Source organism: Gynuella sp. (assembly GCF_050297175.1).
In the GTDB taxonomy this organism is placed as follows: domain Bacteria; phylum Pseudomonadota; class Gammaproteobacteria; order Pseudomonadales; family Natronospirillaceae; genus Gynuella.
In genome coordinates this window covers 26,384-48,544 of record NZ_JBNKSF010000062.1, presented here as the reverse complement: position 1 = coordinate 48,544, position 22,161 = coordinate 26,384, and the positions used below count along the sequence as shown (strand labels likewise).

12 protein-coding genes and 1 tRNA gene are annotated in these 22,161 nt (G+C 46.7%); 10 read left to right on the top strand and 3 right to left on the bottom strand.

The features are described 5' to 3' along the window. Positions 1 to 134: 134 nt before the first annotated feature. The 5 genes from ACQY6I_RS24390 (at position 135) to ACQY6I_RS24370 (ending at position 11,876) form a co-directional block, all read left to right on the top strand. Positions 135 to 2,192, top strand: coding sequence for a phytase (locus ACQY6I_RS24390; RefSeq protein ID WP_428244279.1), 2,058 nt, complete (start codon positions 135 to 137; stop codon positions 2,190 to 2,192). Between the two features lie 328 nt (positions 2,193 to 2,520). Then, positions 2,521 to 5,556 carry a glycoside hydrolase family 9 protein gene (locus ACQY6I_RS24385; protein WP_428244278.1) on the top strand — a complete coding sequence of 1,012 codons (3,036 nt, stop codon included), beginning with the start codon at positions 2,521 to 2,523 and terminating at the stop codon, positions 5,554 to 5,556. Positions 5,557 to 5,725: 169 nt separating this feature from the next. Further along, complete coding sequence (gene gltX / locus ACQY6I_RS24380) at positions 5,726 to 7,225, top strand: glutamate--tRNA ligase (RefSeq protein WP_428244276.1); 1,500 nt, start codon at positions 5,726 to 5,728, stop codon at positions 7,223 to 7,225. A gap of 119 nt (positions 7,226 to 7,344) precedes the next feature. After that, positions 7,345 to 7,420 (top strand) — tRNA-Ala (locus ACQY6I_RS24375). A 1,555-nt stretch (positions 7,421 to 8,975) separates the two neighbouring features. Next, a complete protein-coding gene (locus ACQY6I_RS24370) occupies positions 8,976 to 11,876 on the top strand; it encodes a non-reducing end alpha-L-arabinofuranosidase family hydrolase (protein ID WP_428244275.1) in 2,901 nt (966 codons plus the stop codon). 516 nt (positions 11,877 to 12,392) lie between these two features. Here ACQY6I_RS24370 and ACQY6I_RS24365 read toward each other — a convergent pair. The 3 genes from ACQY6I_RS24365 to ACQY6I_RS24355 all read right to left on the bottom strand — a co-directional run bounded on the left by ACQY6I_RS24365 (position 12,393) and on the right by ACQY6I_RS24355 (position 13,835). Continuing rightward, on the bottom strand, positions 12,393 to 12,860 hold the full coding sequence (locus ACQY6I_RS24365) for a DUF962 domain-containing protein (RefSeq protein WP_428244273.1): 468 nt from the start codon (positions 12,858 to 12,860) through the stop codon (positions 12,393 to 12,395). Between the two features lie 503 nt (positions 12,861 to 13,363). Continuing rightward, positions 13,364 to 13,522, bottom strand: coding sequence for a hypothetical protein (locus ACQY6I_RS24360; protein ID WP_428244272.1), 159 nt, complete (start codon positions 13,520 to 13,522; stop codon positions 13,364 to 13,366). A 4-nt stretch (positions 13,523 to 13,526) separates the two neighbouring features. Then, positions 13,527 to 13,835, bottom strand: a complete 309-nt coding sequence (locus ACQY6I_RS24355) for an isoamylase early set domain-containing protein (protein ID WP_428244270.1) — start codon at positions 13,833 to 13,835, stop codon at positions 13,527 to 13,529. A gap of 165 nt (positions 13,836 to 14,000) precedes the next feature. Here ACQY6I_RS24355 and ACQY6I_RS24350 point away from each other — a divergent pair, with 165 nt between their 5' ends. The 5 genes from ACQY6I_RS24350 (at position 14,001) to ACQY6I_RS24330 (ending at position 22,135) form a co-directional block, all read left to right on the top strand. Further along, the gene (locus ACQY6I_RS24350) at positions 14,001 to 15,272 is read left to right on the top strand and encodes a DUF2868 domain-containing protein (RefSeq protein WP_428244269.1); all 1,272 of its coding nucleotides are present in this window, start codon (positions 14,001 to 14,003) and stop codon (positions 15,270 to 15,272) included. Next, positions 15,269 to 16,666: a GTPase/DUF3482 domain-containing protein gene (locus ACQY6I_RS24345; protein ID WP_428244268.1), complete on the top strand. Its 1,398-nt coding sequence runs from the start codon at positions 15,269 to 15,271 to the stop codon at positions 16,664 to 16,666. The genes ACQY6I_RS24350 and ACQY6I_RS24345 overlap by 4 nt, the downstream gene beginning before the upstream one ends. A gap of 361 nt (positions 16,667 to 17,027) precedes the next feature. After that, positions 17,028 to 18,023 (top strand): alpha/beta hydrolase, encoded by a 996-nt coding sequence (locus ACQY6I_RS24340; RefSeq protein WP_428244267.1) that lies wholly within the window; start codon positions 17,028 to 17,030, stop codon positions 18,021 to 18,023. Between the two features lie 92 nt (positions 18,024 to 18,115). Beyond that, on the top strand, positions 18,116 to 19,480 hold the full coding sequence (yegQ, locus tag ACQY6I_RS24335) for a tRNA 5-hydroxyuridine modification protein YegQ (RefSeq protein WP_428244266.1): 1,365 nt from the start codon (positions 18,116 to 18,118) through the stop codon (positions 19,478 to 19,480). Between the two features lie 327 nt (positions 19,481 to 19,807). Continuing rightward, positions 19,808 to 22,135: a putative bifunctional diguanylate cyclase/phosphodiesterase gene (locus ACQY6I_RS24330; protein ID WP_428244265.1), complete on the top strand. Its 2,328-nt coding sequence runs from the start codon at positions 19,808 to 19,810 to the stop codon at positions 22,133 to 22,135. Positions 22,136 to 22,161 lie beyond the last annotated feature (26 nt).

The window sequence follows — 22,161 nt, the reverse complement described above, 5'->3', positions numbered from 1 at the left end:
CAAGTGCCACTATTGACGTTGTTCCGTCATCTTACCGATTGAAATTCTGTCTACGACTCTTAAGTTGTCATGGAAATGACATTCCTGGAATGTAAATTTCAAACGTTTGGCTACTCAATATATGAAGGATAGATATGAACATTTCTCTATTGGTTCGATGCATTCTGGTCACTTGCCTGATATCTGCTCCAGTCAGTTTTACGCTGGCTGCTGATGGCCTGTCCACTGTACTAAAATCCTCCCATAGTTTTGAAGATATTGCCGATTCTGCGTATTGGCGTGCAGCAGATGGGCGTGCTGAAGGGTATTTGATTGCGTCTCTGGAAGGAGATGGTCTTGCCGTATTTAATCAGACAGGTGCTCTGGTGCAACGTGATGAACGGTTCGAAGTGCTTGGAGCAGATGTCCGTTACGGTTTCAGGCCAAGAATGCAATACCCTGCGATGGATATCGTCGCAGTCGGATTACCGGAACAACACGCTTTCGGCTTTTATCGCGTTGCTCCAGACCCGTCAGCACCACTGCAGTTTCTGGGACAAATAAATACAGATAGCACCGTCGAAGGTGTGTGTCTCTATCAGAACGTGACTACCGGCGAAGTGATTGTGACGGGGTTTACCGAAGAAGGCAGTATTGTGCAGTACAAACTGGACTACGATGGCCAGCATATCATCAGCCGGGTCCGCGACGATAAAGGTGTACCGATACCGGTACGTGTGACTCCGGTCGGAGGTAAGCTCAGTAGTTGTGTGGCTGATGATGAAACGGCCACATTATTTATTGCTGAGCAGAATGTTGGTATCTGGTCTTATGGTGCTGATGCAGAAAACGTCAAAGACAGATACCTGATTGATGTTGCCCTGCCATTGGGGCATATAGAAGAAATCGAAAACATGGATCTGGTGTATCAGCCTGATGGCAAAGGTTTATTGGTGGTTGCTGATGAGGGGCAGGGATTTCTGGTATACGATCGCCAGAACAGTCATAAATTTTTGGGTGGTTTCAATGTGACTGGTTTTGAAGAGGCCAAACTGGTAACCGCTGCAGCAGATGGTTTGTGGTTAGGTAACACAGAAGCAGACCAACCGGTCTATGAGAAATTACCGTATGCCCGTCTGGCGTTTCTCAGTGATGTTCGAATCAATACGGCGATGGATTTACGGCACATGAGCGTCGATGGTGTATCCCTGGTTGCAGCTAGCGGTGAAACACAGGCGGTTGATGATGATGGTGATGCTGCTGACGATCCAGCTATCTGGGTGAATGAACAGAACCCACAACGCAGTCTGATTATTGCCACCAACAAGCAGGGCGGGTTAATGGCCTATGATCTGAGCGGTCGGGAAATACAGTATCTGGAAGGAGGCCGGCCCAATAATGTTGATATTCGTCAGCGGGTTAAAACTCCGGATGGTGGCAGTATTTCCCTGGCAGCGGCATCCAACCGGGAACTCAATACCATTGTACTGTATACCATACAGGACACAGAAGCTCCTATCAAAAAACTCCCGATCCAGGGCGACCATACTCATTCTGATGCGGCAGAACTGATATCACGGGTGGATGAAGTGTATGGCCTGTGTATGGGGCAGACAAAAGATGGTCGAACATATGTCTTCGTAAATGGTAAGGATGGCCAAATTGAACAATGGCGTATTTCGCTAAACGAAGACAGTGCCCGCGCCACTCTGGTTCGAACCATGAAGGTGAATTCGCAACCGGAAGGTTGTGTCGTCGATGACCAGACACAGACGCTCTATATCGGTGAAGAAGACCAGGCAATCTGGTCGTTCGATGCTCATGAAGAAGGTGGGACTCAGGCGACTCTGGTTGCCAGTGTGGATGGCAGGACTCTGGTGGATGATATTGAAGGATTGGCCATTTATAGCAAGGGTGAGAAACGCTATTTGCTGGCATCCAGTCAGGGTAATAACACCTATGCAGTTTATGACTTGGTTCAGAATAACCGATACGTCGGCAGCTTTGCGATCACCGGCAATGATGAAATAGGAGTGGACGGCACCAGTGACACGGATGGTATCGATATTATTTCTACTGATCTTGGAACAGAATATCCAGACGGCATTATGGTAGCCCAGGATTGGTATAACGTGAATAAACGCTATGAGCTGGAAAACCAGAATTTTAAACTGGTAAGCTGGCAAGCCATTGCTGAAGTATTATTCAAATAACATCTGTTCAGGCTGTGGAGAGTAAAACTCTGCACAGCTCTCTCTTCTTTATTTTTATCCCAGAACCGGAAAAAAGCTGCTTTTCGGTGCTCTGAGCGCCATCGATTGCTCGGCGTAAATGCCTCAATATTATCTCGGATAAAACCACTTCACACTTCCAAAGTGATCTCACTTGCAGACTTGGAATAAATACCTACAAATTTTGATGTCTTGCTTACTTATGTGAAAGCAATGGCATATTCCGTTTCGTACTTTAGTAATATCTCAAACGTGACCGGTAAAAAAACCACCAAAATAGCCGGGTTGATCAATGGGAGTGAGAATCTTTATGAAACAATTTGTTTATAATTCATTGTCTTTGTCTATCGTTATGGCAGCGACATTGACTTCAACTGCTGCTTTTGCCAGTACAGGCAATCCTCGTGTTAATCAAAATGGTTATCTGCCTAATGGTTCTAAGGTAGCCACTTACGCCAACAATTCTTCATCTGTCCTGGACTGGGAGTTGTGGAAGAACGGCAACCTGGTGACATCCGGTAAAACCATTCCCTTTGGTCAGGATTCCACAGCCGGCGAATATGTGCATCAGATAGACTTTTCAGCATATACGGCAGAAGGCGGTAACTACGAGCTGCATGTCGGTTCGGATGTCAGTTATCGTTTCATGATTGATGCTTCAGCATACACGTCACCAATGTATGATGCCTTGCGTTACTTCTATCATAATCGTAGTGGTATCGCGATTGAAACACCCTATACCGGTGGTGGATTGGGTAGTTATCAACCAAACAGTATTTGGTCGCACCCAGCCGGTCATATTGGCGTCAGTCCTAATAAAGGCGATACCAATGTTCAGTGCTGGCCTGGTACCTGTAATTATGCATTGGATGTTTCTAAAGGTTGGTATGACGCCGGTGATCATGGCAAATATGTGGTCAACGGTGGGATTTCCGCGTGGAAACTGCTAAGCGCTTATGAGCGGGCCAAATATCAAGGTCATAATCTGAATGCTTTTGCCGATGGCATGCTGAATATCCCGGAGAGTGGCAATGGTGTGTCCGATTTGTTGGACGAGGCCCGCTGGGAAGTTGAATTTCTGCTGTCCATGCAAGTGCCTGATGGTCAGGAGTTGGCTGGAATGGTGCATCACAAAATGCACGACGAGGCCTGGACAGGATTCCCCATGGCACCTAATAACGATCCACAACAGCGTTATTTGGTTCCGCCAAGCACCGCCGCTACATTGAATGTCGCCGCCGTTGGTGCACAGTGCGCCAGGATATGGGCCGATATTGACAGTGCTTTTGCCAACCGATGCTTAACGGTAGCCAAAAAAGCCTGGGATGCCGCTATGGCTCATCCAAGTGTCATTTATGACGATGAATATAATAATGGCGGTGGTGGTTATGGTGATCCTGATGTAACAGATGAATTCGTCTGGGCAGCTGCTGAGCTCTACATTACCACTGGTGATAGTAAATACGCCGGACAAATAGATACCACTTTGTACAGTGGAGACTGGGGCTGGGCGGGTACTAAAGCAGCGGCGCTTATGTCGCTGGCAACGGTCCCGACTTCGCATACCAGCAGTCTGGCTGAACAGGCCCAAAATACTATCGTGACCCTGGCAAATGATATGATCAGTGTTGCCAATGACCAGGGATATGAAATTCCTATTGATCAATATGGCTATTATTGGGGATCCAACAGCGGTTTGGCTAATAAGCTGATGTTGTTGGCTACTGCCTATGATCATACCGATGACCATAAATATATTGACGCGTTTGCCAAAGGTGTGGACTACCTGTTTGGACGTAATGCCTTATCACGTTCTTATATCACCGGTTATGGCGAGAATGCCGCCAAACAACCTCACCATCGGTTTTGGGCTGGAGCGCTGGATAGCAACTACCCTTGGGCTCCTCCGGGTGCCATGGTTGGTGGTGCCAATGCCGGCCTTGAGGATGATGAAGCCAAAAAAACCTTAAGTGGTTGTGAGACTGCGCCACAGACTTGTTATGTCGACCGTATTCAAGCCTATTCCGTTAATGAGATAACTGTCAATTGGAACAGTGCATTTGCCTGGATTATGGCGTTTTATGATGATTATGCCACTGCTGGCAGCAGCGATAATTCTGCACCAACTGTCATGCTGACAACCAGCAGCGAAGCCGGAGAAGCTCCCTTGCTAGTGGCTTTTGACGCCACGGGTTCCTCAGATGTTGATGGTGATACCCTAAGCTATACCTGGGATTTTGGAGACGACAGTGTTGCATTTGGCTTGATGGCAGAACATACCTATAACACTGCGGGCAGCTATACTGCGACATTGACAGTGAGTGATGGACAGGGTGGTGAAGTCAGTAAAACGACCGTTATAAATGTAACGGCTGCAAACACAGGTGTCCTTGCGGGACAGGCTTTATATGAGCAGGGCTGTCTGGGTTGCCATGGTGCCAAAGGAGATGGTGTCATTAGTTTTGACCCAACCCAGACAAGCTATGATGGACAGTCATTGGCAGATTATATCCGAGATGAGATGCCGCCTAAGTCGCCTGGTTCATGCGATGCCGATTGTGGCACAGCTGTAGCGGAATATATCCGTAGCTGGAACGATAACGGCTCAGGTTCCGACAATGGTTCAGGTTCAGACAATGGATCCGATGACGATTCCGACAATGATTCAGGTTCTGATAACGGCGACGACGATGACTCCGATAACGGCTCTGATAACGGCGGTAATTCCGGTTCGGACAACGGCGGCGATGATGACTCCGATAACGGTTCGGACAATGGCGACGATGATGACTCCGGTTCAGATAATGGATCTGACAACGGCGGTGACTCCGGTTCTGACAATGGTTCCAACAATGGAGGTAACACCGGTTCTGGTACTACGAACGGTGATGTTGCCCAAGGACACGCCTTGTATGACCAGCAGTGTGCCAGCTGTCATGGCGCGAAAGGAGACGGAAGCATCGGGTTTGACTCAACGAAACAAACCTATGAAGGTCGATCGCTTGCAGACTACATCCGGGATACCATGCCACCTAAGTCACCCGGTTCATGTAATGACGGCTGTGCCGTTGATGTAGCGGCATACATCCGCAGTTGGAATAACAACGGTTCTGACAATGGTGGTGATTCCGGTTCTGACAATGGTGGTGATTCCGGTTCCGACAATGATGCTGGCAACGGAAACGGTGATGATAGCAACGGTTCAGCAGGTAGTGGCAGCGACTCCGGGGCCGATAGCAATGACGATTCCAGTACCACCAGTACAATATCATTTGGTAGTTTTGGATATTGGATAGTCGCATTATTTGGAGGTTTGGTTCTGTCCCGACGCCGTACAGTAAAGTGATCTAATCGACCAGATCAACATCAGTCAGGCCGGGTCATTCATAGACCCGGCCTATAGTCCTCAGAATAATGCGAGTTCTTATCCCGGCCCATCAGGCTATTCCGCCCCCTTGTTCCAGCGCGTATAATCGGCGGCCATTTCTATCATCCAAGAGTTTGAGAGCCATTTCATGACTGACGTTCGAGTTCGAATCGCCCCGTCACCCACTGGTGATCCCCATGTCGGGACAGCATACATAGCCCTGTTCAATGCCGCATTTGCCAAAAAACACAATGGCAAATTTATTCTTCGTATCGAGGATACCGATCAGGCACGTAGTACTCCTGAATCAGAGCAGGCCATTTTGCGGTCGTTGAACTGGCTTGGACTGCGTTGGGATGAAGGCCCGGATGTAGGAGGGGAATATGGCCCCTACCGGCAAAGTGAACGTGGCGATATTTATAAAAAATATGCCGACGAACTGGTGGAAAAAGGCCATGCCTTCCACTGTTTTTGCAGCTCAGAGCGCCTGGATGAACTGCGTAAAAAGCAGATCGAAGAGGGTAGTAAGGTAACTGGCTATGACGGTCTTTGCTCGCATTTGCCACAGGAAGAGGTGCAGCGGCGTTTGAATGCTGGTGAGAGCCATGTTGTGCGGATGAAAATTCCAGCCGAGGGACAATCAGAATTCACCGATCTATTACGTGGTGAAATCGCCATCGATTGGGCACAGGTCGATATGCAGATTCTGCTCAAGAGCGATGGGATGCCCTCCTATCACCTGGCCAACGTGGTTGATGATCACCTGATGAAAGTCACTCATGTCATGCGTGGTGAAGAATGGATATCCTCCACCCCGAAACACGTATTGCTTTATCAGTACTTTGATTGGAAGGCACCAGTCTTCTGCCATTTTCCGTTATTGCGTAATGCCGATAAGAGTAAGCTGAGTAAGCGTAAAAATCCGACCAGCATCGACTATTACCATCGTATGGGCATTCTGCCGGAAGCTCTGCTGAATTACCTGGGCATGATGGGTTGGTCTATGCCGAACGGCGAAGAAAAGTTCGATTTCGCCACCATGGTGGAAAATTTCGACATCTCCAGGATGTCTCTGGGCGGTCCAGTGTTTGATCAGGAAAAGCTGAGCTGGTTGAATGGCCGTTATATACGTGAAAATCATACTCCTGAACAGTTGGCCCAGATTTTGGGTGAGTGGGCATACAACCCAGAGTACTTTATGCAGTTCATGCCCCTGGTTCAGGAACGGATAGAAAAACTGTCAGATGTGGCACCATTGGTCGCCTTTTTCTTTTCTGGACTGCCAGCCATAACATCGGAGAGTTTTGCCGGTATCAAGCTGGAGCCGGAAATGTTACAGAAAACCCTGCAGTTCCTGTTGTGGAAGCTCGAAAGCGAGCGGCATTGGAACAAAGACAGCATCATGGCTGACGTTAAACATATTGCAGCCGCTTTAAATTTGAAAATGCGTGATGTCATGGCTCCCATCTTTGTATCCATCACAGGATCAACTGCATCAGTCTCGGTATTGGATGCGATGGAAATTATCGGCCCTGACTTAACCCGCGCCCGGTTGCGTCACGCCTTGGCAGTCACAGGACTGCCATCCAAGAAGGGGTTGAAGAAACTGGAGAAGGAATATCAGCAGATTGATTCATTCATGGACTGATGTACTGGCTAGAGCTTTTTGCCCAACTTATTGAAATTGCTAAGAAAAATAGTTGACATGCCCGAGGCTCGTAACTAATATACGCAGCCTCTTGAGGGCACTCAAGAGATACCCGAAAAGGGGCTATAGCTCAGCTGGGAGAGCGCTACAATGGCATTGTAGAGGTCAGCGGTTCGATCCCGCTTAGCTCCACCAAATTCTAAAGAGACCCGAGGTCAGCAATGACTTCGGTTTTTTTGTTTCTAAAGGTTTGCTTTTATATCGGGGTAAGGATCGAACCGCATGTGGTTCACCTGAGATGTCGGACCACCCGTTTAGCTCCACCAAGTTCTAAAGAGACCCGAGGTCAGCAATGACTTCGGGTTTTTTGTTTCTAAAGGTTTGCTTTTATATCGGGGGAAGGATCGAACCGCATGCGGTTCGCCCGAGATGTTGGACTACCCGCTTAGCTCCATCCAATTCTGAAGAGACCTGAGGTCAGCAATGACTTCGGGTTTTTTGTTTCTAAAGGTTTGCTTTTATATCGGAGGAAGGATCGAACCGCATGCGGTTCGCCCGAGATGTCGGACCACCTGCTTAACTCCACCGTATTGTTATACAACCCAAGGCGAGAAAAAGTGGGTAGTACTATCCATTCTCAGATTTTTAATTTTCCGAAGCTATGCAATGTAGAAGGCAAAATGGAATCTGTAGGTGACCCGAGTATTTGTTTTTTGAGCGAGAGAGGTATAAGGCGGTGCTTTATTTATCTGATGATTGGCCTGAAAGCACTACAGGCCAATCATCAAGTCGTGATCATTGTTTGGTAATCACAAAGCTTTTTCAAGCAGTATTTAATTTCGAGCCAAAAAAGCCTTAGCCGTACCTACACTCATAATATGTATCGTACGGACCAGAAAATAAAATCCAGCCACTGCCTGGGTTAGTCTGGCTGCAATATAAGTATCCATTTACTTTGCTCTGGTATTTATAATAGGGTGCGGGTCCTGCCGATACAGAAGTGCTGAGTAATAGGGTTGCACTGGTCAAAAGCGCGCCAAGAAAAGTTGATGCTATCTTCATTGTGACAAACCTCTTGCTTTTAAGTGTTATGTTGCTCGATTTTGACAAACTATGCCAAATGCAAAGCTAAGTAAATGGGTCGTTTGGTTGTTAATACCAAAGAACGAAACACCCAGAACGATGTTTTCCTGCCTTATATATTGATTCTTTTTGTGATTGCGACCGGCATTGAAAAGAAAAACATAAAATATACGTAGAAGATCGATCACCTGATTTACCGGGACTCGCATTGGCATGGCCAATGGTGCCGGACAATCGTTGCTTTTAGAGAATGAATACTCTTCCGGCGGGCTATGCATTTTTGCCGATCAAAGTAATAAGGGTCATTAACGGTTGATAAATGAATTTTTGTCACAGTTCCAGGCGTAGTATTCAGGAGTCATATATGTCTGTATGCCAGGCTATCATGAGTTGTTTTTTAATAGACAGCAAATACTCCTGTTTAGTGTTCTGCCAGTAAAACACTTAGCAAGGCAAATGTCCTGAGTAAAACTATATTTAATTCCGTAAAAGTTGAGAACAAGTCTACAACTTGGCTAACAGCCGTCGAATGCTTTTTTCCGTTTTAGCAATTGTGTGTGCTAGTTCCGTGATTCCTCATAATTACCTGTCAAGATATTGTTATTACGTAAAAATTTGTTCTAGCCCAGTGCTGGATTTAAATTGGTCTACAAAGCTGAGAATAACTATGAGCTCAAATAAGTTCGTCAAAAAACGTCTGGTAGGACTTTTATTGGCTTCGATGGCACTAAGTGCTTGCAATGTTGATATTGTCGATTCCGGAGATCCGGTGACAGATTCTTCAAATAATGGCGGCAGTGATTCATCCGGTTCAGATAATGGCACCGGTGGTGACGATAACGGCAGTGATGATTCTGGTAGCCCAGGTAACAATAACGGCGGAGACTCCGGCTCGGACAATGGTTCCGATAACGGCGGAGACTCTGGCTCGGATAATGGTTCCGATAACGGTGGTGATTCCGGTTCAGACAATGGTTCAGGTAATACCGCTGGTGATGTTGCCAGAGGTGGAACCTTATATGTCGATCAGTGCGTTGCCTGCCACGGGGCAACAGGCAACGGTATTACCGCAATTGACTCTACCAAGCAGACCTATGAAGGGCAGTCTCTTGGAGATTATATCCTTAACACAATGCCACCTCGCTCACCAGGTTCATGTGATGCAGGCTGTGCAACGGATGTGGCAGCTTATATTCGCAGTTGGAATGACAATGCTGGCAAGGGTGGCGATAACTCTGGTGGAAACGGCAACGGCTCTCCATCAGATGATTATCAAGTGCCTGAAAACAACTTTGCTTTCAATGGTGATGTTGAAAACAATCTGACCAATTGGGGTACTACAGCGGGTGAAATTTCCCGTTCCACTTCTGTCAAGCATGGCGGTTCAGCCAGTGCGTATATTACCAACAGAACCTCCGCCTGGAATGGACTGACATTTGATGTAGGTAAATTGACTCAAGGTAACGAGTACGAAGTGGCTGTTTGGGTAAAACTGCCTGAAGGTTCTTATGATACGGTTATTACGTTAACTGCTAAACGTGCTGACGACAGTGATAGCAGTACGTATAACGAATACACCAATATTGAAATGGTGACTGCGAACGATCGCGAGTGGACTCTGCTCCAAGGGTACTATACCCAGACTGGTACAGATTTTGAGCATTTCATTATTGAATCAAACGATGAAACTATCAGTTTTTATGCTGATGACTTCTCCATCGGTGGTGAAGTGGCTGATGACAATAATGGTGGCAACACTGGTAATGACTCAAACCAGCGGTTTTTTGTCGGTAATATCACCACATCCGGTCGTGTACGATCAGACTTCGCACAGTACTGGGATCAAATTACCCCGGAAAATGAAGGCAAATGGGGATCTGTTGAAGGAACCCGTGACCGCTATAATTGGGGCGGTGTGGACGCTTCTTATAACTATGCCAAGCAGCACAATATTCTCTTCAAGCAGCATACGTTTGTGTGGGGAAGTCAGTATCCTAAGTGGATGGATTCTTTGAGTCCCTCTGAACAAGCAGCAGAAATTGAAGAGTGGATACGTGATTTCTGTACTCGCTATCCTGATGTCGACATGATTGATGTCGTGAATGAGGCTACGCCGGGTCACGCTCCAGCAGACTATGCTAGAAGTGCATTCGGTAATGACTGGATTACTAAATCCTTCCAGTTGGCACGGAAATATTGCCCCAATGCGACGCTCATTCTGAATGACTACAACGTATTGACCTGGAATACCGACGCCTTTATCTCTATGGCCAAACCTGCCATTAATGCTGGGGTTGTCGATGCAATCGGCTTGCAGTCTCACGGTTTTGAAGGCTGGGCTACCGACAAACTGGAAGCCAATCTGAACAAAATCGCTGCACTGGGTTTGCCGATTTATATTTCAGAATACGACGTCGCCAAAACCAACGATCAGGAACAATTGCGGATAATGCAGTCTCAGTTCCCAATGATGTATAACCACCCATCTGTCAAAGGTATTACGCTGTGGGGATACGTCTATGGTAGAACCTGGGTGGATGGCAGTGGCTTGATCCGCGAAGATGGCACTCATCGTCCGGCCATGAACTGGTTGTTGCAGTACCTGAAAGATCATCCGAAGAACAATGGTGGTAGTGATAATAATGGTGATTCTAATAATGATCAGACATGTGATCTACCATCAAAATTCAACTGGACTTCTACTGCCCCGTTGATTACGCCTCATAACTCAAATTGGGCGTCTATCAAAGATCCGACTGTCGTCAAATACAATAACCAATACCACGTATTTGCCACAGTATTTGATACCGCTAAAAATAACTGGGGCGGTGTCTATATGAATTTTGGCGATTTTTCTCAAGCCAATTCTGCTCAACAGATAGATATGTCAACCACAAAAACCGGAAACACTGTGGCACCACAGGTGTTTTACTTTGAACCTCAGAATAAGTGGTATTTGATTTATCAATGGGGAGCTAAATACTCTACGAACAGCGATATCAGCAATCCGTCTGGGTGGAGCGCTCCAAAATCTTTGCTGAGTGGTGGACCAAACAACGGTATCGATTACTGGGTTATTTGTGATGATAACTATTGCTACCTGTTCTTTTCAGGAGATGACGGCAATCTTTATCGCTCCAAAGTATCTATCGGTAATTTCCCGAACTTCTCAAGCTATGAGATTGTGATGTCCGATCCTGTTGCGGGTAAGCTGTTTGAAGCGTCCAACGTTTATAAAGTAGATGGTACTAACAAATATCTGCTGTTGGTGGAAGCTTATGGTCCTCGTTATTTCCGTTCCTGGACATCAACCAGTTTGGATGGCCCATGGAGCCCATTGGCAGACACCCAGTCAAACCCGTTCGCTGGTGCCGCAAACGTAACTTTCAACGGCAACAAATGGTCTGATGATATCAGCCATGGTGAGATGATTCGTTCTGGCTATAACCAGAAAATGACCATCAATGCCTGTAATATGCAGTACCTGTATCAGGGTGTGGATCCAAACTCTGGGGTATCAGATTACAATAAACTGCCTTATAAAATTGGTCTGATCAGCGCCAATTAAGTTAAGTAAATCGTGTCGTTAAACCAACGACACAACCAAAAAAGCCGTTAACTGTATTCGGGTTAACGGCTTTTTTTTTGTGGTGTGTGAGGTGAGGTCAAAATCAATCCCATGCTATCGAACTATCAGTTTTCAGAATAACCATTAATTCTTATAAATCTGGGTTGTCATATTTGGTAAGCCTGTAAATATCACGTTCAAATATTCACAAGGATTCGTCTGACTTGCCTTCGGTTTTTTAACCAGACTGTATTATTCCTACACGCCCTGACGCTCGCCTGATTTTGATAAAATACCCAGTTTCTTTCGATCAACCGCATATGGATCGATCACTCTTTCCGCGACATTATGATCAATCGGATAGTGCTTGCCATCTCCTTATAGAGGCGGGCTTTTTGAAAACTCTGCAATCCTTAATCATTTGAAAACACCTGGAAATGCCAGCCGAGAATGGTGTCTGAGAGATGTTTTCAATTTTCTGCTGTTTTTAAGACGATCCCTTATTTTATTGCCGGGTTATTTATTCAACCGAATGCCCAGGCGGCGATATATAAAACTCATTAACCAGGCCGGACCAATTAACAGAAATTGAAGGTCCTTGAAAAAACTGGGTCGTTTACCTTCCACTTTATGGCCAATAAATTGTCCTATCCAGGCAACAATGAATAAGGTTATCGCAGTTTTCCAGAGAGGTAGTGTCACTGCTCGTTCGTGCCAAAGGATCAAAGCAATAGACAGAGCACTGATGATCAACATGCCGAGCATCAGACGTAGTGATAAGTGCGCATAGAAAAACAGTCCATATACGATAAGGACTGTGGCAAGATTCAGGTAGCTGGATTGGGGTAGCCGTAATTGCCAGAGTAGAGCCAGTAGGGTCCAGAAAATAACCGGTACACAAATCCAGTGAATAAATTTATTCACCTTGTTTTGGTGGCTTTCGCTGTACTCGGCCAACCACGTTTCAATGGGTTTGTTAAACATAATGTTCTCCTGTCATTTTATTATTGTTGTTATTGAAAAACCTATTTCATCGGTTTTGTGAGGACATGAAAAGTACAAGACATTCTGTTGAATTTATTGTTGTCAGAGATGCCTGCTAACTGTATGTTTTTTATGCTGCTATATCGTAGATCTCACCAATAGGTAAAATCAAATGTCTGGTCGCAAGGGGGTTAGGGAATTCGTTCTGAATAGTTCTACAAAAGCTTCGTTGTATCATCGCAATCACCAGAGATCCGGTGGCTTAACTGTTCGCAAAAAGAATATTTGGTTGTTGCAGAAACCGGTTTATACAACTTGTCAGTAAATCAATATCAGACTCATATAATGTTACTGAAAAGTACTGTTTGATCGCGTTGACTGATGCAGGCTGTGAATACAGCCTGTCCTTTGGTCTGGCCCGGGGGACCGTTGCCTCTAAAAAAGCCTGGCCTTTACACAAACGGAATCAACGGGCTTAACTTTATGGAGACAAGAAAACTCTATCAATTACCGATGTTTCGGTCCAGCTCATCCACCGCCTGATCACGTCTTTGACGTTGGTCTTCAGGGGAGTTTGACGGATTTGTACCGGGCGATGCACAGGATACCAGCATGAATAAAATACCAGCCAGAGTGATCGCTTTCTTTAATATTGAATACAAATTATCAAACCGCGACGACGGAGTTTTCCACTGGTAATGACTTTGCTGGAACATAATTATCAGCTTCCCAGTCATTTTCCCATTGTTCGCCATCGATACAGTAACGGAACTGATAGTCCTGTCCTGAATCCAGTTCGAGCTCGACTTTAAACTCTCCGGTTTTCAACTTGGTCATAGGAGTGGCTTTGGGATCCCATTTGTTAAAGTCGCCAACAATGTAAACTGCTGATGCATTGGGAGCGGCTTGTTTAGGGAGTCTGAAGGTGCATTTGGTTTTGCCAGTAGATTTTACGTAGCGTTTTTTAATGCTCATCGATTGTGGTCCTTAGCTGCTGTCATCAAGTGTTTCAATTGATATAGCGTTGTAGAAAAAGCATTATGTCTCTCTACAGTATTGTTAATCAGCAAGTAATGTTCCAGTTATTTTTTTACAGCTGCCCCTCCATGGGCAGCAGGTCAACAAGGATTCTATATAAACGTGCATCTGATCACCAAAATACAACTATTTGCTAAAGTAAAACAAGCGTTATCACAAAAACTTTATGGTGACTCGAAAATAACATCAATGGACGGTTCTGACCGGCAAAGTCAGGACTCATGGCTGTTGTTATCAACTTGGCTGCAACGCATCGGTCATACCAAAATACGATCCGTTAGCTTGGGTTGGATAATCCTGGCAGGGTTTGTCTTCGGAATTATGACGATGACAGGATTATTGTCATATTCTGGAAGCGCTCCTATTAACCTGATTTATCTATTGTTGGTGTATGGGCCTCTACAGTGGTTGCTGATGGTTTTGGCGCTTTTATCAGTGTCGTTGCAAGGTAAAGGACTGGCTGTTACCCGTTGGCTCAGTGGTCAGAAATTTCTGCAGACTTTCCCTGCTTTCTTTTATCGTTGGTTGCTTTTTTGGTTGAACCAGTGGCTGTCACTCAGTTTTTTGCTGGGATCTCTGGCTGCATTTTTATTACTACTGGTTAGTCAGGATCTTGCATTTGGCTGGAGCACAACGATTGCATTTGCACCAGAGCATATCACCGACGTGCTGCATATTTTATCTACGCCGTGGGCATCCTGGTGGCCGCAGGCTACTATTAGTCCGGAGTTGGTTAGTGGAACTCAGTTTTTTCGTCTTCAGGGAGTGCAGGGTAATTATGATGCGACATTATTTGGTCAGTGGTGGACGTTTATTCTGGCATTTATCCTGACTTACAATTTATTGCCCAGAGGCCTGCTGCTGCTGTTGAGTCAGCTAATGATGATCACCAGAGTTAATGCGCTGTTGTATCAGGATGCAGAGGTCTTTCAATTAATTGATGACCTTAAACCGGTCGTTGTGGAAACTGGCAGTCATCGCGATGCTCACTATCAAACGGCTTCTGAGCCGAAAACCAGAGTCTCGCATGGTGGATATGAACCGGACGCTGCTCTTCTTCTGTGGGGACTCAGCGCAGAGGATTTGAAGCATTTGCATTTGTATGAGCGCTGCCAGAAAGCGATACAGTTGACGGATCACCTGGATGTATCAACACAGACAAAATTTACGCTTATGGTGCCCGGCTGGGAGCCTCCCATTGCCGAACTTACTGACCTGTTGGAACGTTTTCCGGCGGCTTCGGTGCAATTGCTATTGATGCCGCTGGGCCAACAACTAGATGAAGCGGATATTGCAAGTTGGCAAATGTTTAGTGATTCGCTGCAGCAGATTGAACGTTTGTCAGTGTGGTCAGATGAGGAGCCAGTATCATGATTCACCCCTGTTTTGTTATTGTGGGTCATCCTAACAAGGGGAAGTCGAGTCTGGTGGCTACATTGGCACAAAATGATCAGGTCGGCATTTCTGCACTATCGGGTACGACCCTTGAAAGCACGGTCTACCCTATGACAGTTAATGATCAGCTTTGTTATGAGCTGGTGGATACTCCGGGCTTTCAACGCGCTGCCCGGTTGCTTGAGTGGTTACAACAGCAGCCGGTAACTGCATCACAACGGCAGGAAACTATTTTGGCCTGGTTGCAACATGAGGAAAATGAAAACCATTTTCCGGATGAATATCGTCTGCTGATGCCGCTGGTCTCGGAGGAGTCTGCCATTATTTACGTTGTAGACGGCTCCAAACCCTACCGTTCAAGTTATGAAGCTGAGATGGAAATCCTGCGTTGGACCGGACGGCCCCGTATGGCCATCATCAACCCTATTTCGAAAACAGATTTTATTGCTGATTGGCAACAGGCTTTGGATCAATACTTCAGTGTGGTCAGAGTATTTAACCCGGTGCAGGCGTCATTTGCGGAGCAGATCGACCTGTTAAAGGTTTTTTCGACTCTCAAACAAAATTGGCAGGATTCGATTGAGAGAGCTGTGACTGCTTTACGGCAACAGCGTGAGGAAAAATTGCGTGATGCCCTGGAACATTTGATCGTAGGAATGGAAGAAATTTTAACGTTGAAGATGAAAATTCCATTGCCACCGCAGGAGCAATTAGCCGATAAAGGTTTTCAACTGGTACAAGCTCGCTATCGTCAAAAAGTGGCAGAGTTGGAGCAGGTTGTTCGCAAACGGATTCTAAAATCCCTGCATCATTATCATTTTCAGGACTTGTCGGAACCATTGTTGTTACAGAGCAGTGACTTGTTTGACCAGCGGCAGTGGCGAATATGGGGATTGCCAAAACGGCAACTGGTATGGTTTGCTGCTGGTAGTGGTGCTGCTGCCGGGGCGCTGGTGGATATTGGGCTGGGAGGCAGTTCGTTGCTGATGGGAGCCGCGATTGGTTCTGTATTGTCCGGTGGTACGGCGCTGTTGTGGGGGGAGGATATCGCTAAGGCTAAACTGGCAGGCAAAATTCCTATGGGTTATGAGGAGTGGAACATAGGACCTGTCCGTAATCTTTCATTTGCCTGGGCGTTACTTTCGAGGTATTTGTATTTGATCGAAATGCTGTTACATCGTAATCATGCCCGCAGGGATCGGATGGAAGAGAATGATCAGGAATTGATCGCCAGTAATTTCCGTCAACGGGTTGACCAGTTGAATAATAAAGATAAGTTTAAACTGAATGCCTGGTTACAAAACGGCAAAGGATATTTCAATAGCCATGAACAGTTGGTATCGATATTGGCCAGGCTGATTAGTGTTGAGTAAGTTGAATTATTGGTATGCTGTCGATCAGGGACAGTATTCGATATTTAATTGAGAATGTTACTGAATACGCTGGACCGGAGAATGGCGAAACGTGGTGTTTCGCCTGAAAGTAATGCGGAACATTAGAAAACTTACAATAATAGATGCGATGTTAACCGTAAAATGGTGCATATCAGGGTTGATAATGCGTTATGAACTCTGATGTGTGTTGATTAAACAGTACCTTAACAATGGTTCAAAAACAGGTCGGATGATCATGTAATTGTGACGGCGTGTGGGCATCTGCTGTGATTGTATGCCTGAAGGCTTGGGTTTAAGGGATTATTGTAGTGCCATGAGAGTGGATGGAATGGAGAGTTAAGTGAGGAGTTCAAAGATAGTGATTGCATTGGTGTGTTTAGGAGTACTGGTCCTGCTGGTCTTGATTGGGCCCCGTCCTCAGATTGATACGTCAGAGCGAAAGGTCAGCCCGGAAATCCCGGAGCAGTTGTCTGCTTTGCCGGAATGGTTGAGTAAGAAAGAAGCGGATTTGGGTAATGTTGTACCTGGAGCGGAAAAAAAGATTGTCTGGGCCAATCCTGAGCAACCGGCTCAAACAGATATTGCTGTATTGTATCTGCACGGTTTTTCCGCCTCGCGACAGGAAATTGCACCGGTGCCTGAGTTGGTGGCCAAGGCACTTAATGCCAATATTTATCTGACTCGATTGCCCGGCCATGGTCGTGGTACTGAAGTGATGACCAATGCCTCTGCCAATGACTGGCTTGAAGGAGCCTGGGAGTCCTGGCAGATCGTTTCCAAGCTTGGGCGTAAAGTGGTGGTTATTTCTGTTTCCACCGGAGCGCCGCTGGATGTTTGGCTTCTGCAGACTCAGCCAGGAGTGCAGGAGAAAACCCTTGCCAATATATATGTGTCACCCAATTTCGCGGTGAATAACAAAGCCTCTTCGATGCTGGCCTGGCCCTGGTCAAAACATTGGGTACCTTGGGTGTTGGGGCGTGAATACTCCTGGGAACCCAAGGGTGAACTTCAGGCCAAGTACTGGACCACGCGTTATGGCGTCAAAGTATTGTCTCAATTGCAGGTACTGTTGAATTGGGCAGCCAAACAGGATTATTCCACGATTAAGGTGCCGTTATTGTTGATCAATAATGATAAAGACAAAGTGGTTGATCCCAAGGCCGCTGATCGGGTATTTGCTGCCTGGGGTGGTTACAAACAGCATGTAGAGATTCTGGCGCCAGGTGATCCGAATAGTCACGTTATCATTGGTGACATCATGCATCCGGAAAACAATAACGTGGCCGTGAAAAATATACTGACATTTTTGGAAAAAGTTCAGAACTCCACACGGTAAGCTTGTTTGATTTTGTCTCTGTCGGTCAAAACCTCTTCAGATCGAGATCAGGATTGATATAATTCGCGCCCTTTTTTAATCGGGCGTGAATTATGCCAGTCTCTCATCAGCCAGAACTCCTTTCTCCAGCGGGCACTATCCGCAATATGAACTTTGCCTTTGCCTATGGTGCGGATGCTGTGTATGCAGGACAGCCCCGTTACAGCCTGCGAGTGCGTAACAATGATTTTTCCCATGAAAATCTCGCGGCTGGTATTGCCCGTGCCCATGAATTGGGGAAACAATTTTACGTGGCATCCAATATTGCCCCGCACAATGCCAAGATCAAAACCTACATGCGGGATATTGAGCCAGTCATAGAAATGCAGCCAGATGCGTTGATTATGTCTGATCCCGGAATGATCATGATGATCAAGGATCGTTGGCCGGATCAGGTTATCCATCTGTCCGTACAGGCCAATGTCGTCAACTATGCGTCAGTGAAGTTTTGGCACCGGAATGGTATTCAACGGGTCATATTGTCGCGAGAGTTGTCCTTGGATGAGATCGAGGAGATTCGCCAACAGTGCCCGGAAATGGAGCTGGAGGTTTTTGTACACGGAGCTCTATGTATTGCTTATTCCGGTCGCTGTCTGCTGAGTGGCTACATCAATAAGCGTGACCCGAACCAGGGAACCTGTACCAATGCTTGTCGCTGGCCCTATAAAGCACACGAAGCGAAAGAGGATATCAGTGGAGATGCGATTCCCGTTGATCCTCAGATATGGACACCCTCGGCGCAAAAAATCGCATCCGATCAGCCTACTTTGGGTGATGGACCTGTGACAGATAAGATCTTTCTGTTGGAGGAAGAAGGGCGCCCCGGTCAGTTTATGCCGGCTTTTGAGGATGAGCATGGTACCTATATCATGAATTCAAAAGACCTCCGTGCTGTTCAGCACATTGAGCGGCTGACTCAAATGGGGGTTCACTCCCTGAAAATCGAAGGACGGACGAAATCCCATTATTATGTTGCCCGTACCGCTCAGGTTTATCGTCAGGCAATAGATGATGCGGTTTCCGGCCGCCAGTTTGACCGTCAGTTGATGGGACAACTGGATAATCTGGCCAACCGTGGTTATACCGAAGGCTTTTATCGCCGACATGTTCACGATGAGTATCAAAATTATGAAGTGGGTCGTTCAGTGGCAACGCAGCAGCAGTTTGTGGCCGAAGTGATTGAGCGCCATGGTCAGCAATTGGTGATGAGAGCCAAAAATAAATTCCGGGTCGGCGATTCGCTGGAGCTGATGACTCCGGCAGGCAATCACAACTTCGTACTCGAAAATGTGAAATTGAAGAAAAATGGCAGTGATATGCAGGAAGTACCAGGCTCGGACTATGAGGTCACCCTGGATGTTCCGGAGCAAGTGGCTGCCGCCGCCGAAGAATTCGGTCTGTTGATGCGGAACTTTTAGTTTAACTCACCCGGCGGCCCTGTTCTGCTCATACCTGGTGGCTCGATGCATTAAACCGAGTGCTCTGATCTGTTTAATGTGTCGGGTTCGCTTTGAGGGCCCGCCAGCGGTCAAACCTTCCTTCAGGTCACTATCAACCTGACATAAATACTTATTGGGTTAATCATATCCCTCCACTACCGCGCGCTGCATTATCGATGCGCTTACTGTTCCCAGTCCGTTTATTCCCATGCTAACTCTGTCGTCGTGTGGACAGTCCCGGGTTGGCTGTCTATTCTCCAAACATAAGAACGAAAAACTTGCTATATCCATTGCTTTGGGTTGAATATGCACAAAACGCAGGGTCAGGGCCAACATGCCGACGTCTGGCCCCTTGCCGATGAGTTTGAAAGCCAGGTTCGGGCGATGCAGATCCAGTCCGTGGTTCGCATTACTCCGTTGATTGCCTGCGTGAATATTTTAAACGCAGTCATACTTTCCTTTGTTTTCTGGAATGATGACTATCGTCTGCCACTGTTGATATGGGGCGCAGCGATCCTGATTTTCTGCGTTAATGCTCTACTGACCTGGTTTCGTACCCGTGACCGGCAAGCGCCGATGCATGCATCACGCAGAGCTATTCGCCGGGCCAACATACATGCATCGATACTGGCTGTTTTGTGGGCGTCACCTGCGGCCGTTTTGTTCAGCTCCTCCACTCCAGAGCAGCAACTGCTACTGTCCAGCGTGACCATCGGTATGATGTGCGGCGGAGCGCTGATTCTTTCGAACATCGCTTTTGCTGGTAGCAGTTATTCCTCTATTGTCGGGCTTGGAGGAATGATTGCATTACTGTCTTCTAATCTCCCCACGGCTTTGCCATTAGCTGTGCTGCTATTGATCTATATTGCGGTATTGGATGCAGGTGTGATCCACTTGGCCAGAATTTATCGCGCTCGTATTGTGGCGGAGCTGCTCGCGGAAAATCAGAAGCAGGTTATCAGCCTTTTGCTGAATGATTTTGAACAACATACGGCAGACGTACTGTTGGAAATGGATGGCAATCTGAAGTTCCGGCGCGCCTCCGATAAACTCGCGACCTTTTTGAAACTCCCAGAAACGGACATTATTAATCATTCACTGATTGAGCTGATTACCGGCTTTCAAAAAACATTGATGCCCGAAACCCAGGCGGCCGCAAAGCAGTCATTGGCGATTCTGAAGCACCATTTTACCGGTCAAAAAGCATTCCGGGACATAGAGTTTCCTGTTCAGCGTGGAGAAGAGCAATTCTGGTGGTCGTTGACGGCCCGTCCTATCAATTCTGTGGGCTGGCGTGGAGTGATCTCGGATATTACCGCAGCCCGTAGTGCCCAGCAGCACATCTGGCATTTGGCCCACAGTGATGCGATTACCGGGCTTGGAAATCGCCATCAGTTTCAGCATGTGTTGCGAGAGGTGTTTTCATGCATGACAGGGTCATCGCAGATGGTAGCGGTGTTATGTATCGATCTTGATCGTTTTAAATCTGTTAATGACGCATATGGGCATAATGTTGGGGACAAACTGCTTTCCTTTGTAGGCCGGCGACTGGCCAAGCAAAGTCGGGAACAGGACCTGGTGGCCCGGATCGGTGGGGACGAGTTTGGTATTGTTTTAAAGAGGATAGGGGGACGTGTCGAGGCCGAGCAGATTGCCGAACGTATCCTCGGAAAGCTGCAGGAACCCTGCAACATTGATGGTAATGCAATTCATATTGGAGCCAGTTTGGGGTTAGCTCTGGCGCCAGAGGATGGTGACAAACCGGAAATTCTGTTGAAGCATGCTGATATGGCGCTTTATGCGGCTAAGGCAGATGGTCGTGGCTGTATGCGTAGTTTTTCAGCGGCCATTAGCGCACAGGTTGAGAAAAAACTGGTGCTGGAAAATGCGCTTCGTACAGCCATTCAAAGGAATGAGCTATCTCTGGCATATCAGCCACAGCAACGTTTGAAAACCGGTCTTATCGAAGGGTTTGAGGCCTTGCTGAGATGGGAGCATCCCGAGTTTGGCAAAGTGCCACCGGGGGTCTTTATTCCGGTCGCAGAAGAGAGTGGGCTGATACGTGAAATTGGTTTATGGGTTATTGAGCAAGCGTGTATTTTCAGTCGTTCGCTACCTTTGGGAATGCGCATTGCCGTTAACCTTTCACCATTGCAATTGGTTGGGCACGATCTGATTGATCAGCTAGAGGACATTCTGGAACGTTATGAGATTTCCGCTGATCGCCTGGAACTTGAGGTGACTGAATCCATGTTGATCAACTCAGATTCTGATATGGATATGCTGACGCTGTTGAAGGCAATGGGGATACGTATTGCACTGGATGACTTCGGTACCGGGTATTCTGCCCTGGCTTATCTGCGCCAGTTTCCATTCGATAAGCTGAAGATTGACCGCAGTTTTATGAAAGAAATTAAAACTCATCAGGACGCACTGGCAGTGGTTGGAGCCATAATCGATATGGCTAAGGCTCTGGATATGGAGGTTGTAGCGGAAGGCATCGAGGATGAGCAGACGTTGAAACTACTGACATTATACGGCTGTGATACTGTACAGGGGTATGTAATTGCCCGGCCGATGCCGGAGAAGGATGTCGCTGTTTTTCTGAAAAATTACCAATTGGTTGCAAAGTAGAATAGCCCACTCGAAGTGGGCTATTC

Coding starts and splice junctions, on each gene's coding strand:
- ACQY6I_RS24390 (WP_428244279.1), top strand. CDS start 135: ATGAACATTTCTCTATTGGTTCGATGCATTCTGGTCACTTGCCTGATA.
- ACQY6I_RS24385 (WP_428244278.1), top strand. CDS start 2,521: ATGAAACAATTTGTTTATAATTCATTGTCTTTGTCTATCGTTATGGCA.
- gltX (WP_428244276.1), top strand. CDS start 5,726: ATGACTGACGTTCGAGTTCGAATCGCCCCGTCACCCACTGGTGATCCC.
- ACQY6I_RS24370 (WP_428244275.1), top strand. CDS start 8,976: ATGAGCTCAAATAAGTTCGTCAAAAAACGTCTGGTAGGACTTTTATTG.
- ACQY6I_RS24365 (WP_428244273.1), bottom strand. CDS start 12,860: ATGTTTAACAAACCCATTGAAACGTGGTTGGCCGAGTACAGCGAAAGC.
- ACQY6I_RS24355 (WP_428244270.1), bottom strand. CDS start 13,835: ATGAGCATTAAAAAACGCTACGTAAAATCTACTGGCAAAACCAAATGC.
- ACQY6I_RS24345 (WP_428244268.1), top strand. CDS start 15,269: ATGATTCACCCCTGTTTTGTTATTGTGGGTCATCCTAACAAGGGGAAG.
- yegQ (WP_428244266.1), top strand. CDS start 18,116: ATGCCAGTCTCTCATCAGCCAGAACTCCTTTCTCCAGCGGGCACTATC.
- ACQY6I_RS24330 (WP_428244265.1), top strand. CDS start 19,808: ATGCACAAAACGCAGGGTCAGGGCCAACATGCCGACGTCTGGCCCCTT.